This window comes from Rhodococcus globerulus NBRC 14531 (genome assembly GCF_001894805.1).
GTDB lineage: Bacteria > Actinomycetota > Actinomycetes > Mycobacteriales > Mycobacteriaceae > Rhodococcus_F > Rhodococcus_F globerula.
This window is the reverse complement of sequence record NZ_BCWX01000001.1, coordinates 1,837,018-1,851,929: the sequence shown is the minus strand read 5'-3', so window position 1 is coordinate 1,851,929 and position 14,912 is coordinate 1,837,018. Positions and strand designations below refer to the sequence as shown.

The following is a 14,912-nucleotide window of genomic DNA, read 5'->3' as shown; positions in this document are numbered from 1 at the left end:
AATCCGCGAGCAGAGTTACCCTGTAGATACTCGCCGAGAAGTGACGTGTGCATGTTCAAGCGACCGCGCTGCGGTCCGCTCGAGGCTTTCTCGGTGACGTTTACACACCGAAAGCAATTGCACCGGATCGAAGTAACTGATGATCGAGAATCATCCACCGCCGACGCAGCTCGGCGAAGTAACACAGCACGACGGACCGACACGGGCTGACCTGGTCACCGCGGAACTGACGGTGGCCGGATTCGCAGATGCCCGCGAGATCGGCCGCGGCGGATTCGGTGTGGTATTCCGTTGTTCCCAGCCCGCTCTGGACCGCGTCGTGGCCGTCAAGGTGTTGACCGGCGAATTCGACAGCGAGAATCTCGCCCGATTCCTTCGTGAACAGCGTGCGATGGGCCGATTGACCGGGCACCCGAATATTCTCAATGTCCTGTCGGTGGGCGCGACCAGCAGCGGTCGGCCGTACATTGTGATGCCGTACCACCTTCAAGGTTCGATGGCAGCGTGGATCCACGCCCATGGCCGGTTCGAATGCGAGGCGGCATGTCGCCTGGGAATCAAGGTCGCGGGCGCGTTGGAAACTGCGCACCGCGCGGGGATCCTCCATCGGGACGTGAAGCCGGCCAACGTGCTTCTGAGCGACTACGGCGAACCTGAACTTGCCGATTTCGGCATTGCTCACGTGAACGGCTATCGCAACGACCGGCCGCGGGTACACGTGGTCGACGCCTTCGAAACCGCCAAGGGCATCGTCACCGGTTCGCCGGCGTTCACGGCTCCGGAGATCCTGCGCGGAGATCAGTCGGATGCCGCTGCTGACATTTACAGCCTCGGCGCGACCTTGCTCGCAGCCATTTCCGGCAGACAGGTTCCGGACGTCGCCACCGAACCCGACCTCCCCCACGACTTACGTGTAGTCCTCGAACACGCGATGGCCGTGTATCCCGGTGACAGACCCACATCTGCCGCAGAATTCGGCGAGGAACTCAGGCAAACTCAACGCCGTCGCGGATGGTCATTGGACGAGATGGCATTGAATCCCGAACTCGGTGACCCGAATTCGAACAGCTCGAAGCCTCGCACCACCTTTTCGCCACCACGTGGAACCGGCCCCGTGTCCGGAAACGCCTCGACGCGTGGCCGAGACGACATGGGGAACCTACCGCTCGATCTGACCAGTTTCGTCGGGCGTCGCCGCGAGTTGACCGAAACGAAGAAGGCGCTGGCCGCCAACAGGCTGGTGACACTGGCCGGGGTCGGCGGTGTCGGTAAAACCAGACTTGCGCTGCAAGTTGCGAGAAGTTGCCGGCAAGCATTTCCCGACGGAGTCTGGTTGGTCGAACTGGGCGAGATCCGAGACGAGCCCCTGGTGGCCGAAACAGTGACCGCCTCCCTCGGGCTACGGAACCTCTCCGCCCGACCGGTACAGCAGACGTTGGTCGAGCACCTGCGTCCACATCGAACGTTGTTGGTGCTCGACAATTGTGAGCAGATGCTCGATGCCATTGCTGCACTGGCACAAGCGTTATTGCAGACCTGCCCGGAGCTGCGAATCCTGGCCACGAGCCGCGAACCACTCGGCATCGGCGGGGAGAGCGTGCTCCGACTGTCACCACTGACCGTCCCGGATCACGATCAAACACCCTCCCTGCAGGGATTGTCGGGATACGACGCGGTGACGTTGTTCATCGAACGTGCATGCGCTGTGCTTCCGACCTTCGCGATCACCGAGGACAACAGGGCCTCGGTGACGCAGATCTGCCATCAACTCGACGGGCTTCCACTTCCCATCGAGTTGGCGGCGGCCCGATTGCGTTCGATGTCCACCACTCAGATTCTCGAGCATCTCACTGACAGGTACCGGCTTCTGACCGGAGGCAACCGCACGGCTCCGACGCGCCAGCAAACCCTTCAGTTGTGCATGGACTGGAGTTACGACCTATGCACCCCGCTCGAACAGAAGCTGTGGGCCCGGCTGTCCGTGTTCACCGGCGGCTTCGAGTTGGATGCTGTGGAGGGAATCTGCGCTGACGAGTTGACATCGGCCGATGTGCTGGACGTGCTTGTATCGCTGATCGACAAGTCGATCCTCATTCGAGAGGAGCCGACGTCCGTGGTTCGGTATCGATTCCTCGAGACCCTGCGAGAGTACGGCGCGGAGAAATTGAAAGAATCCGGCGAAGCCGGACAATTACATCGTCGACATCGAGAGTGGTTCGAGCAGTTGGCATTACGGGCAGCAGCCGAGTGGATCGGACCCAATCAACTGGACTGGATCGATCGGTTGGGACGGGAACAGCCGAATCTGCACGAGGCCATGGAGCTGTGCATCTCGGAATCAGGCGTAGACCATACGGAGGCTGGGCTTCGGATGGCCGTGGCAATTTTTCCGTTCTGGTTCTCCCGAGGGCTGTTCAGCGAAGCTCGACACTGGTTCGACCGAATCCTCGCGTGCGACTCCGAGACACCGACGGTCGCCCGATTGGAAGCGCTCTACGCTGACTGTCGGCTTGCATCCATCCAAGGCGACACCGAGGCGGGCGCCGCTCTTGCCGAGGAAGCGCGCGCGAGCGCGGAGTCACTGGGAAGTCCGGACGCGGATGCGCTCGCGTCGTACGCCTGCGGTGTTCTTGCCCTCTTCAGCGGTAATCCGAAGCAGGCAGTCACGGACATCTCACATGCATTCGAAGTGTTCCGCCCCGAGGACAACCTGCTAAGACATGTCTGGGCACTGAACCATCTCGGCCTGGCCTACCACCAAATTGGCGACACCAGCCGGGCCATCGCGTGCTACGAGGAGTCGCTCTCGATCACCGAACCGCTGGGCGAGATCGTGTACCGGGGACGTTCGTGCTGGAATCTCGGGCTCGCATTGTGGTCCGACGGTAACCAAGCGCGAGCGAAATCGCAGCTGAAGAAGGGGCTGACGCTGGCTCGGCTCGTGGACGATCCGTTCGGTTCGGCATGGTGCATGGAAGTGCTGGCATGGATCGCGGCAGACGCGAAGCGCTACGGACATGCCGCTGCGCTGATGGGCGCAGTGCAGACGTTATTGGACGAGATCGATACTCCGGCGATCCGTGTTCTCGGCATGACTGCCAATCACGAGGAGTGCGCACGAGTGTCAAAACTCCAGCTCGGTGCTCGAAAATTCGACACCGAGTTCAAGAAGGGCGCGAAGCTGAAGATCTCGGAGGCCACGGCGTTGGCGCTCGACGAGAATCCACCGGTCACTGTTCCGTCGAACCAAATCGGACCGAGCCTGACCAAACGCGAGTCGGAAGTCGCCGACCTCGTTGCCCAAGGGCTGACGAACAAAGCGATCGCCGCGAAACTGGTGATTTCGATTCGCACTGCTCAGGGACACGTCGAACATATTCTGACCAAGCTCGGGTTCAGCTCGCGTGCTCAGATCGCCGGATGGGTTGTCGAACAGGCACGAAACGTCACGTGAGGCTGAAGTGGGGAAACCGATCGCCCGGCTCCTTGCACCGAAACGCGACTCGCGACTGCTTGTCAGGCATCGCGTGCCGGACAGAATCGATCAGCGTGTACAACCACGGACCTTCATCCAACTCGACAATCGCGATGATCGGAATCCGCGCAGATGCTGACCCGCAATTCTCTGCTTGCACATATCGCCAGGAGACGATGGTGCCTGTGCCGCAGCACGGAACCGAGTGGAGAAACCGACAGCCACATTCAGGGCAGGACTGCGTCAGTGGTGCGGACAACCTTCCGCACCCATCGCAGTGCAGAATTGTCAGGCATCGAATATCTGTAGTTCGACTGTCCATCACTCTCTGCACCTCGCCACGTTGTGGGGCGTTAGATCAGTACCGGCGTGCGGCGTGGAAAGGCATCGAGTCGACCGGCGCGTACGTGACCGACTGTCCGGACGTCGGCGCGTGCACTACCGTGCCGTTGCCGGCGTAGATGCCAACGTGGTCGCCGCCGTAGTAGAGCACCAGGTCACCCGGCTGCAGGTCTCCTCGAGATACGGGGACACCACCGGCTTCCTGTGCGTAGGTCGTCCGGGGAATGGACACTCCGGCCTGCGCGTATGCCCACTGAACCAATCCGGAGCAGTCGAACGAGCTAGGTCCGGTCGCGCCCCACACGTACGGTGCCCCGACCTTCGACTCCGCCGCGCTCACCGCCTGCGATCCGGCTGACGAGTAGAACGCAACCTGCTGAACGTGCGTCGACTGAGACGGAGCCGCCAGCGGTTGAGCACTCGCGCCGGCGGTAGTCGAGGCAAAGGCTCCTGCGGTGAGTGCACCGATAATGATGGCGCTTCGAAGAATGCGGGTCAGAGCGGCGTTGGTTCGAGAGGTTGTGCGTACAGCCATGAGCTTGTGGATTTCCCTTCAGGATGTCCCGCTGCCCGATCGGGTTGCGGCGATGCCCACAACTCTGTCGGCGGTTCGCGCTCCTGCCTTCCGCTGAACTGCCCATGGCATACCTGTTTCGGTTTTCCGCCCGGAACCACGTAATTTATGTGCCGCGCGTCACCCGGTGCCACAAATTTGGCACAGACCTTCAGACCTACGAGTTCGATCAACCCCAGGAAAATATGCATTCATGCTGGTAGATGCACTAACAAGGCTCTTCAGATAGGCGCACGTAGGTACCTGACCGGGTACATCGGCCCCGTCCACGCGGCCTCGTACGCAATCCGGTCGGCGCCGCAGGGAAGAATTGGCGATTCCTCGGCGTTGGACAGACCAACAGCTGCTGCTTCACAGCGCACCGAACTATGGAAAGGACCCTCGTGGCCACCCAGACACTCACCCAGGCAAACTTCGACGAAACCATCAACGGCAGCGATGTCGTGCTCGTGGACTTCTGGGCTTCGTGGTGCGGCCCGTGCCGCCAGTTCGCTCCCACTTTCGAGGCTTCCGCGGACAAGCACTCCGACGTTGTCCATGCGAAGGTCGACACCGAGGCCGAGCAGGGCATCGCCGCAGCGGCGAACATCCGCTCCATCCCGACGATCATGGCTTTCCGCGAAGGTGTCCTCGTGTTCAACCAGGCCGGCGCTCTGCCCGCCCCCGCGCTCGAGGATCTGATCACTCAGGTCAAGGCGCTCGACATGGACGAGGTTCGCAAGCAGATCGCAGAGCAGTCAGCTTCCGCCGAGTAACTCTCACAACAAAAAGTGGCGCAGGGCAATCGAATTGCCCTGCGCCACTTTTCATTGCAGACCTCAGTGAGCGGCACTGTCCCAACTGCGGCCGGTGCCGACCGACACATCAAGCGGAACGGACAGCTCGATAGCGGTGGACATCTTGTCCTTGACCAACGCGGTGACCTGCTCGAGCTCGGCGGCCACGACCTCGAGTACCAACTCGTCGTGAACCTGCAACAGCATCCGCGACTCGAGTCCCGCATCGGCAAGTGCCTTCTGGACGTTGATCATCGCGACCTTGATGATGTCGGCTGCCGTGCCCTGAATGGGCGCATTGAGCGCGGCGCGCTCGGCAACTTCGCGGCGCTGACGGTTGTCGCTGTTGAGATCGGGCAGGTAGCGACGACGGCCGTAGAGCGTCGAGGTGTAGCCGTCCTTTCGAGCTTGCTCGACCACTGCGTGGAGGTAGTCACGTACTCCGCCGAATCGCGCGAAGTAGGCATCCATCTGCTGCTTTGCCTCTTCGGTCGAAATCTTGAGTTGTGACGCCAAACCGTATGCACTGAGTCCGTAGGCAAGTCCGTACGACATCGCCTTGACCCGACGACGCAATTCCGGGGTGACCTCCTCGATCGGCACACCGAATGCGCGCGAACCGACAAAGCTGTGCAGGTCCTCACCGGTGTTGAATGCCTCGATGAGTCCTTCGTCGCCCGACACGTGGGCCATGATCCGCATTTCGATCTGGCTGTAGTCGGCGGTCAGCAGAACGTCGAAGCCGTTGCCGACCACAAAACCGTCGCGGATCTCGCGTCCCGCTTGGTTGCGCACGGGAATGTTCTGCAGGTTGGGATCGGTGGAAGAAAGGCGTCCGGTTGCGGCGACGGTCTGGTTGAACGTGGTGTGGATCCGCCCGTCCTCGGCGACCGACTTGAGCAGCCCGTCCACGGTGACCTTCATGCGTGTTGCGTCGCGGTGCGCGAGAAGGTGCTCGAGGAACGGGTGCCCCGTCTTGTCGAACAGGCCCTGCAACGCCTCGGCGTCTGTGGTGTACCCGGTCTTGGTCTTCTTGGTCTTGGGCATGTCGAGATCCTCGAACAGCACAACTTGCAGCTGCTTCGGGGAGCCGAGATTGATCTGCTTGTCGATCACTGCATACGCCGAGTTGGCGGCGTCGGAGACTTCGGAGGCGAACCGGCTCTGGAGATCGTGCAGATGCGCGGTGTCGACCGCGATACCGGTTGCCTCGATCTGAGCGAGTTCGATTGTCAACGGCAACTCCATGTCCGAGAGCAGTGACGTCGACTCGATCGACTCGAGTTCATTGTCGAGCGCCTGTGCAAGGTCGAGCACGGCCTGGGCGCTGAGCATCGCCGTTTCCGCCGCTTCGGCGTCGAGCTGATCAGTGTCATCGAGCAGCGAAAGCTGTTCCTGCCCCGACGATTCGGCACGCAGTTCACGCTTGAGGTAACGGAGCGAGAGGTCGTCGAGATTGAAGGAACGCTGACCCGGACGCACCAAATAGGCCGCGAGCGCGGTGTCGCTGGTCAATCCACCCAAGGTCCACCCGCGTCCACGCAAGGCGTGAATTGCCCACTTGGCCTCGTGCACAGCCTTGGGCGCAGACACATCGGCGAGCCAATCACCCAGCGCTGCTTCGTCTTCCGCAGTAGCCGAGGTGGTGGAGATGTAGGCACACTCGCCGTCAGATGCAGCGATGGCAAGCGCTGTGACGTCTCCAGCGAACGTGCTGCGCGTTCCGAGGACGGTGACTCCGTGGCGGGATCCGGTACGCGCGTGTGCGTCCAGCCACTCCGCCACCGCACCCGGCGCAAGTGCGTCGCCGCTGACCTCGAAACCCTCTTCTGCTTCGGGCTCGGAAGATGACAGGGTCGCAAACAGGCGATCTCGGAGAACCTTGAACTCGAGGTCGTCGAACAACGCATGGATCTTCTCGCGATCCCACGGAGCCAGAACCAACTGCTCCGGTGTGTACGGCAGCGGCACGTCGCGGATCATCTCGGTGAGCTGACGGTTCAGCAACACGTTGGCGAGGTTCTCCCGCAACGAATCGCCCACCTTGCCCCGGACCTTGTCGACGTTGTCGACCAAACCCTGAAGGTCTCCGTATTCGCGAATCCACTTGGTAGCGGTCTTCTCCCCTACTCCAGGAATGCCGGGAAGATTGTCACTCGGGTCGCCGCGCAGCGCCGCGAAATCGGGGTACTGAGCCGGTGACAGGTTGTACTTCTCCTCGACCGCGTCCGGCGTGAACCTGGTGAGCTCCGACACGCCCTTCTTCGGATACAGCACCGTCACGTTCTCCGTGACCAATTGAAGCGAATCGCGGTCGCCCGTGACAACGAGTACGCGGTACCCGAGCGCTTCGGCTTGCGTCGTCAACGTGGCGATGACGTCGTCGGCTTCGAAGCCGTCCTCGGCCATGACCGGAATCCCCATGGCGCCGAGGACGTCCTTGGTGATGTCGATTTGCCCCTTGAACTCGTCCGGAGCCTTGGCTCGTTGCGCCTTGTATTCCGGAAACAACTCGGCGCGGAACGTCTGACGGGAGACGTCGAAGGCAGCTGCCAAGTGGGTGGGCTGTTCGTCACGGAGCAGATTGATCAGCATCGACGTGAAGCCGTACACCGCATTGGTGGTTTGACCACTCTGTGTCTTGAAGTTTTCCGCGGGCAACGCGTAGAAGGCACGAAATGCCAGAGAATGCCCGTCGAGAAGCATCAAAAGTGGACGATCGTCTGCCTTGCCGGATGTACCGGTAGCGGCGGTGGACGTGCTGGACCGAGTCGTGGTTGCGGGGCTCACGGTTCATCAGTCTAGGGATTCGGACCGACACACATGCCGCCCACGGTCCTTTACGCAGGAACCAGCCCGAAATCAGGTCAATCGCCCCTGCGCGCGGCTTCGATACGGAACCGAAACATGCCGGAAATCGCAGAACCCCGTCTGAAGCGAACAGAGCCGTTAGAGTCCGGAAATCGCAGCAACGGGCTGACACCTCGCTGACTGCGCGGCAACCTTGTCCCGACCCGCTCGGAGGACGTACGTGGCCCCACCCGTAGTGAAACGGCATACCCTCGCCACATTGAGCCGAATCCTGGCCTTTGCCCTGCTCGTGATAGTTGCTGTACTCACATTCGCCGCAACCGCGTCGGCGCAGGAACCGACCGATACCCCCGAATCTCCGACCGTATCCACCGCACCGGCAGTGCCGGCCAATGCCGTTCCCGTCAGTGGCAATCTCAACAACGGTGGAACGCGACTCGAAGGAGTGACCGTTCGCGCTCTCGATTCGTCCGGCACCGAAGTCGCAACCGGCGTATCCGCCCAGAACGGCCGCTGGGAATTGGCGGTTGCGCCGGGTGTCTACACATTCGAAATTGTTGCCGACACCCTGCCGGACGGGGTGAGCGTGCAGGCCACCGTCGAACGCGAAGTGGTCGCCGGCCGCGCGAACACCGTGATCTTCTCGTTCGGCGAAGTGCGCACCGCCTCCAATGTGAGCTTCGGCGAAAAACTCATCAGAACTACCGTCGACGGTCTCCGCTTCGGACTCGTGATCGCCATCGCCGGTGTCGGATTGAGCCTGATCTACGGAACCACCGGGCTGACCAACTTCGCACACGGTGAGATGGTGACGCTGGGCGCCGTCGCCGCATGGGCATTCAACACCTCGGTCGGCATCCCCCTGATACCGGCGACGGTGCTCGCCATCCTCGTCGGCATCGGCATCGGCTTGCTCACCAACGGGATCGTGTGGAAACCCTTGCGTAAACGCAAGACCGGATTGATCGCGCAGTTGGTGGTCTCGATCGGTCTTGCCATCGCCTTGCGCTACCTGATTCTGATCTTCTTCTCCGATCGCGCCGAACCCTTCGACGACTACCAAGGGCAGGTCGAGAAGAACTGGGGACCGATCGCACTGACCGACGCCAATGCCGCCGTCATGGTGGTCAGCCTGATCGTGTTGGTCGGCGTGGCACTACTTCTGCAGAAGACGCGCATCGGCAAGGCGATGCGCGCCGTCTCCGACAACCGCGATCTCGCCGCGTCGTCCGGCATCAACGTCGAACGCGTGATCATGTTCGTCTGGGGACTCGGCGGCGGATTGGCCGCCCTCGGCGGCGTCTTGTTCGGCATCTCCGAACTCGGCGGCCGTGTCCAGTGGGAAATGGGCTTCAAACTCCTGCTCCTGATGTTCGCCGGTATCACTCTCGGCGGACTCGGCACCGCCTACGGCGCGCTTCTCGGGTGCGTCATAGTCGGTCTGCTGGTTCAGCTTTCGACGCTGATCATCAACCCCGACCTCAAATACATCGGCGGGCTTCTCGTCTTGATCGTGATCCTCGTGGTTCGCCCTCAGGGCATCCTCGGATCCAGACAACGGATCGGGTGAGTGGATATGGACATCATGGGAGCACTCCAGGTCTCCTTCGCCCAGTTCATCGGGCCGTCGGCGATCTTCTACGCATTGTTGGCCATCGGCCTCAATCTGCACTTCGGGTATGCCGGACTGCTGAACTTCGGCCAGATCGGCTTTGCCCTGCTCGGCGGTTACGGCGTCGGCATCATGACGGTGACGTACGACCAACCGCTATGGCTGGGAATCATCGTCGGACTGACCGCCGCCGGCCTTCTCGCGTTGGTCCTCGGCATACCGACTCTTCGCCTTCGCGCGGACTATCTCGCCATCGTCACCATTGCCGCTGCGGAAATCCTGCGACTGATCTTCCGGTCAACGGCATCGGACTCCGTCACCGGATCAACCAACGGACTCTTCAGCTTTGCCGAACCCTTCACCTCACTGAGCCCGTTCGACTCCGCAAAGCAGTACTCGTTCCTCGGCGTGAAGTTCTACGGCGACGACCTGTGGTCGATGGTCGTGGGATGGACCCTCGTGCTGATCCTCTGCGGGATCGTGTATCTGCTCAGCCACAGTCCATGGGGTCGTGTCCTCAAAGCAGTCCGCGAGGACGAGGACGCGGCACGGTCGCTGGGAAAGAACGTCTTCGTGTACAAGATGCAGGCGTTGGTCATCGGTGGCGTGATCGGCGGTATGGCCGGAGTCTTCAACGCTCTACAGACCAAATCCATCAACCCCGATTTCTACTCGACGGCTCAGACCTTCTTCGCGTTCGGAGCATTGATTCTGGGCGGTGCCGCAACGGTATTCGGCCCCGTCGTGGGAGCGATGCTGTTCTGGTTCCTCCTCGCCATCCCCGACGCGTTGCTCCGTCAGGCGATCTCGGGCGAGAACCCGCTCCTGTCTTTGACGGAACAGCAGGTCGGCGCGACGCGCTACGTACTACTGGGTTTGATGATCGCTCTCCTGATGGTGTTCCGGCCGCAGGGAATACTGGGTAACAAGCGGGAGGTGCAACTCAATGCTTGACGCCGAGACACGAGCACAGATCTTTGCCGACGTCCCCCACGTTCCGGGATCGGCCAAACCTGACCCGGTGTTGGTGGCAGACAAGGTGTCGCGGACGTTCGGTGGCCTCAAGGCCGTCGACGTCGACCATCTCGAAATCCAACGCGGATGTATCACCGGGCTGATCGGTCCTAACGGCGCCGGGAAAACCACCCTGTTCAACCTTCTCACCGGCTTCGATCGACCGGACACCGGAACATGGTCGATGGACGGTCAGTCCTTGGGACGCATGTATCCCCATCAGGTGGCGCGTAAAGGCGTGGTCCGCACGTTCCAGCTGACCAAGGCGCTGTCGAAACTGACGGTGCTCGACAATGTTCGGCTCGGAGCCACCGGGCAACGCGGCGAACGAATCTTCACGTCGTTGCTGCCCTGGACCTGGAAGGCACAGGAACGCGAGATCACCGAGCGCGCCCGCGAACTTCTCGGACGATTCAAGCTCGACACCAAAGCCGACGACCTTGCCGGTTCACTGTCAGGCGGGCAACGCAAACTCCTCGAAATGGCACGGGCACTGATGACGGAACCATCCGTCGTGATGCTCGACGAGCCCATGGCAGGCGTCAATCCCGCACTGACACAGAGCCTGCTCGGGCACATCAAATCGCTACGCGACGACGGTATGACGGTCGTCTTCGTCGAACACGACATGGACGTGATTCGTGACATCAGCGATTGGGTGGTCGTCATGGCTCAGGGCAGCGTCATCGCCGAGTCGACGCCGGACGAATTGTCGTCCAACACAGCAGTCGTCGACGCCTATCTGGGAAGTCATCACGATCAGGCCCTCGAATTCGACGACGAGGGCAACCCGGTGGGCGACACCGCCGTTCTCGCGGCCGCTCTGGCCGAGGCCGAGGTCGAGACCCTCGAAGCCGGCGGTGATCTGTCGGAGCCGGATCTGGGGAACCTACCGGTCGAGGTTGTCGAGGTGCTCGAATCCAGTCCGGAGGAATCGCGCGGAAGGCACGAGAAGCCATGAGCGAGAACGAAGCACGGTCACTCACCCCCGCTGAATTTGCCGCAACTCCCGAGGAACACGCACGCCTGTCGGCGGGTGCGCTGCTTCGCGCGGACAGCGTGGTGGCCGGTTACATTCCCGGCGTCAACATCCTGCGTGAATGCAACTTCTTCCTGAAGGAAGGCGAAATCGTCGGCATCATCGGGCCGAACGGCGCCGGCAAGTCGACGCTGCTCAAATCGCTGTTCGGGCTCATCCCCGTCCGCGAAGGCTCGGTCACTCTCCGGGAGGACAACATCACGTCCGCTCCCGCACACGTACTCGTCCAGAAGGGAGTCGGATACGTTCCCCAGACTCAGAACGTCTTCCAGTCCTTGACTATCGAAGAGAACCTCGAAATGGGAATCTATCTGCGTCCCAAGTCCTTCGCGGAGCGGTTCGCTTTTGTCAGTGACCTGTTCCCACTCCTGAGCGAACGCCGAAAGGTCAAGGCAGGCGCGCTCTCCGGCGGAGAACGTCAGATGGTCGCGATGGGCAGGGCCCTGATGATGGATCCGTCGGTGTTGCTCCTCGACGAACCGTCTGCCGGCTTGTCACCGATGTTCCAGGACGAAGTGTTCATCCGCTGCAAGAAGATCAATGCAGCCGGTGTTTCGGTGATCATGGTCGAGCAGAATGCGCGCCGGTGCCTGCAGATCTGCGATCGGGGGTACGTGCTGGATCAGGGCAAGAATGCGTACACCGATACGGGAGCCAACCTCATGAACGACCCCAAGGTGATCGAGTTGTACCTCGGAACGCTGGCCGGCAGCAAGGAGAAGTAACCACGACAGAAAAGGTGGGCCAGGGTCTTCGAGACCCTGGCCCACCTTCGTGTGTTGATCTGCTATTTACCGACGACCACAAACCCTTCGGTTGTCAGTGTGTTCGTAGGTCCGAACACCAACTTGCCGTACGAACCGATGGACGGCTCGCCCGAGTCGTTGAAGTCGAGTTCACCGGTGATGCCGTCGTAGTCGATGTCGGTTCCCGCCTTCACGAGCGGTAGGCACTCCGCGTACGACGTGCACTTGGTGCCGCCCTCGGTGACGCTGTTGATGTTGGCGGCGATATCGACGCCTGCCGTCGACTTTGCCTGCTCCGCCGCGAGGGCCGAGATCACCACGGCGTCGTAAGACTCACCCGCGTAGTTGAAGTCGATCAAAGCGCTGTTGACAGCCTTCAGCCGATCCTGGAACGCGGCTCCCACATCCGTCAGTGGCGTAGTGCCCTGCATGGTGTCGAGCAGCGGCGTCGCAACGGCTTCACCGAGTGCGTTACCCATGTTGCCGTCGACGCCGTACAGCGCCATTCCGTCGGACGGTCCGATGCCCACCTCGTGCATGCGGGTGATGATCTTCGCTGATTCCTCGAAGCCCACCAACGCGACGGCGTCCGGATTGAAGTTCTTGATCTGATCGACCTCGGAGTTGAACGACTGCGCGTTGGGGTCGTAGATGATCTTCTCGACCTGATCCGACGGAACGCCGGAGTCGATCAGATTCTTCTGGATGTTGTCGGCCAGACCCGTGCCGTAGGGGTCGTTCATAGCCAGGATGGCTACGCGCTGTCCACCGTCGTCTGAAATGAGCTGTGCGACTGCTTGAGCCTGCAGTACGTCCGTGGGAGCGGTGCGGAAGTACATCCCCTTGTCGGGGTAGCAGACAAACTGGTCGGAGGTATTGGCCGGGGAGAACATGACGACGCCCGCACTTGCGATCTTGTCGATCACCTTCAATGACACGGACGACGACGCCGCACCGACAATCACCTGGGTGCCTGCCGCCAATTCGCGGTCAACCGTGGTGTTGGCCGTGTCCGTGGTCGTATCGCCGGAATCGCCGGGGATCAACTGGACTGGCTGTCCGAGTACACCTCCCGCTGCGTTGACGTCGTTGACGCCGAGTTGCGTACCGGCAACCATCGGCGGGCCCAGGAAGGACAGACTTCCCGTGTCCGGCAACAAGGTTCCGATGCGCAGAGGGTCGGTGGACGGTGTAGTGCCTGCCGTGGCCTGTTGCGGCGTGCAATCCGTCGAGACGGTTGTTGCCGCTGCTGAGCCGGACGTGGTGGTGCCCGATGACGAACTGTCGGAGTCGTCCGAGCTACAGCCTGCCAATGCCAATGCTGCAACGCCGAGAACTGCGGCAGTGCGCACAAGTGTTCGTCTAGCCATCCCACGCTCCTTAGATCAGCCGGTGCTCGCGTCAACCGAAACGACGCTCGCTGTGGGAAAAGACGCTAGACCTCGAAACCGTATCGCGATCCGACAAGAAAGCCCTGTGACCTGACTGTTACCTGATGGCCTCGACAATTTACACAACCGTGCCGAATGCGCGGTTTAATCGGCACCACCGAGCGCACCGGGCTCAGGCGTCAGGTTCACCGCCCAAGGTCTCGATCACGACCAGGGCGACGGCCTTCATCGTGGAGCGGCGGTCCATGGCAGCGCGCTGGATCCATTTGAACGCCTCTGGTTCGGTGAGTGCCTGGCGCACCATCAACACACTCTTCGCCCGCTCGATCAGCTTGCGCGCCTCCAAGCGGTCGGACAGATCCGCGACTTCCCGTTCCAGCGCAGTAACCTCACGAAACCTGCTGACGGCCAATTCAACGGCCGGCACAAGATCGGAAATCGAGAAAGGTTTGACCAGATATGCCATGGCGCCCGCGTCCCGCGCTCGCTCCACCAATTCACGCTGACTGAACGCTGTGAGAATGACCACAGGAGCAATTCGCTTCGCCGCAATCTCCGAAGCGGCATCAATACCGTCGCGCCTGGGCATTTTCACGTCCATGATCACAAGATCGGGCTTGAGTTCCTCCGCAAGTTCGACCGCAACCTGACCGTCGCCGGCCTCGCCGACAACGTCGTAGCCCTCTTCGCGGAGCATCTCGACCAGATCCATCCGGATCAACGCTTCGTCCTCGGCAACAACAACTCGACGTGATTTGCTCTGATTGCCTTGCAGCTCTAGCGAATTCATGGCCACCACCCTCCTCGATCGAACCGCCCCGACACGAGGCGCGAACATTTAGAGGGTACCGGTGTTTGACATTCGAATCGCATCTTCTAATGTAGTCATCGCAACAAGCCCTCGTATCCCAATTGGCAGAGGAAACGGATTCAAAACCCGTCCAGTGTGAGTTCGAGTCTCACCGAGGGCACCGAAAGGTGCGGGCTAGCGCGAATTTCAGTCTTATCTCCCAATCTGATATCCCAATCTGATATCCCAATCTGATATCCCAATGGGGTTCCAAGACCTCAGTTCGCAGTACATCGAGAAATTCGATTCAGTCCGCTAAAGCCTTGATCCGATCTTCATCAT

10 protein-coding genes and 1 tRNA gene are annotated in these 14,912 nt (G+C 61.1%); 7 read left to right on the top strand and 4 right to left on the bottom strand.

Features of this window, described 5'->3' with window-relative positions; genetic code table 11:
* The first annotated feature begins 139 nt into the window (after positions 1 to 139).
* Positions 140 to 3,454 carry a protein kinase domain-containing protein gene (locus RG2_RS08280; RefSeq protein ID WP_033230833.1) on the top strand — a complete coding sequence of 1,105 codons (3,315 nt, stop codon included), beginning with the start codon at positions 140 to 142 and terminating at the stop codon, positions 3,452 to 3,454.
* Between the two features lie 379 nt (positions 3,455 to 3,833).
* Here the strand turns inward: RG2_RS08280 and RG2_RS08270 are convergent, their stop codons facing one another.
* Positions 3,834 to 4,352: a C40 family peptidase gene (locus RG2_RS08270; protein WP_051730183.1), complete on the bottom strand. Its 519-nt coding sequence runs from the start codon at positions 4,350 to 4,352 to the stop codon at positions 3,834 to 3,836.
* 422 nt (positions 4,353 to 4,774) lie between these two features.
* On the opposite strand from RG2_RS08270, the gene trxA reads away from it, so the two are divergent.
* Positions 4,775 to 5,146: a thioredoxin gene (gene trxA, locus RG2_RS08265; RefSeq protein ID WP_033230835.1), complete on the top strand. Its 372-nt coding sequence runs from the start codon at positions 4,775 to 4,777 to the stop codon at positions 5,144 to 5,146.
* Between the two features lie 63 nt (positions 5,147 to 5,209).
* Here the strand turns inward: trxA and polA are convergent, their stop codons facing one another.
* Positions 5,210 to 7,957, bottom strand: coding sequence for a DNA polymerase I (polA, locus tag RG2_RS08260; protein WP_033230836.1), 2,748 nt, complete (start codon positions 7,955 to 7,957; stop codon positions 5,210 to 5,212).
* A gap of 280 nt (positions 7,958 to 8,237) precedes the next feature.
* Between polA and RG2_RS08255 the strand changes: the two genes are divergently transcribed.
* Genes RG2_RS08255 through RG2_RS08240 form a run of 4 tightly spaced genes read left to right on the top strand, consistent with a single transcriptional unit; the run spans position 8,238 to position 12,368 of the window.
* On the top strand, positions 8,238 to 9,548 hold the full coding sequence (locus RG2_RS08255; RefSeq protein WP_267951265.1) for a branched-chain amino acid ABC transporter permease: 1,311 nt from the start codon (positions 8,238 to 8,240) through the stop codon (positions 9,546 to 9,548).
* A gap of 6 nt (positions 9,549 to 9,554) precedes the next feature.
* A complete protein-coding gene (locus tag RG2_RS08250; RefSeq protein WP_033230837.1) occupies positions 9,555 to 10,544 on the top strand; it encodes a branched-chain amino acid ABC transporter permease in 990 nt (329 codons plus the stop codon).
* Complete coding sequence (locus RG2_RS08245) at positions 10,537 to 11,565, top strand: ABC transporter ATP-binding protein (RefSeq protein ID WP_033230838.1); 1,029 nt, start codon at positions 10,537 to 10,539, stop codon at positions 11,563 to 11,565. Before RG2_RS08250 ends, RG2_RS08245 begins: the two co-directional genes overlap by 8 nt.
* Positions 11,562 to 12,368 carry an ABC transporter ATP-binding protein gene (locus tag RG2_RS08240; RefSeq protein WP_033230839.1) on the top strand — a complete coding sequence of 269 codons (807 nt, stop codon included), beginning with the start codon at positions 11,562 to 11,564 and terminating at the stop codon, positions 12,366 to 12,368. The genes RG2_RS08245 and RG2_RS08240 overlap by 4 nt, the downstream gene beginning before the upstream one ends.
* Before the next feature lie 62 nt (positions 12,369 to 12,430).
* Here the strand turns inward: RG2_RS08240 and RG2_RS08235 are convergent, their stop codons facing one another.
* Entirely contained in the window at positions 12,431 to 13,759 is a 1,329-nt protein-coding gene (locus RG2_RS08235; RefSeq protein ID WP_033230840.1) for an ABC transporter substrate-binding protein, read from the bottom strand.
* A gap of 193 nt (positions 13,760 to 13,952) precedes the next feature.
* Positions 13,953 to 14,570: an ANTAR domain-containing response regulator gene (locus tag RG2_RS08230; RefSeq protein ID WP_033230841.1), complete on the bottom strand. Its 618-nt coding sequence runs from the start codon at positions 14,568 to 14,570 to the stop codon at positions 13,953 to 13,955.
* A gap of 107 nt (positions 14,571 to 14,677) precedes the next feature.
* On the opposite strand from RG2_RS08230, the gene RG2_RS08225 reads away from it, so the two are divergent.
* Positions 14,678 to 14,751: transfer RNA gene (locus RG2_RS08225), tRNA-Leu, on the top strand.
* Positions 14,752 to 14,912 lie beyond the last annotated feature (161 nt).

Coding starts and splice junctions, on each gene's coding strand:
- RG2_RS08280 (WP_033230833.1), top strand. CDS start 140: ATGATCGAGAATCATCCACCGCCGACGCAGCTCGGCGAAGTAACACAG.
- RG2_RS08270 (WP_051730183.1), bottom strand. CDS start 4,352: ATGGCTGTACGCACAACCTCTCGAACCAACGCCGCTCTGACCCGCATT.
- RG2_RS08250 (WP_033230837.1), top strand. CDS start 9,555: ATGGACATCATGGGAGCACTCCAGGTCTCCTTCGCCCAGTTCATCGGG.
- RG2_RS08245 (WP_033230838.1), top strand. CDS start 10,537: ATGCTTGACGCCGAGACACGAGCACAGATCTTTGCCGACGTCCCCCAC.
- RG2_RS08240 (WP_033230839.1), top strand. CDS start 11,562: ATGAGCGAGAACGAAGCACGGTCACTCACCCCCGCTGAATTTGCCGCA.
- RG2_RS08235 (WP_033230840.1), bottom strand. CDS start 13,759: ATGGCTAGACGAACACTTGTGCGCACTGCCGCAGTTCTCGGCGTTGCA.
- RG2_RS08230 (WP_033230841.1), bottom strand. CDS start 14,570: ATGAATTCGCTAGAGCTGCAAGGCAATCAGAGCAAATCACGTCGAGTT.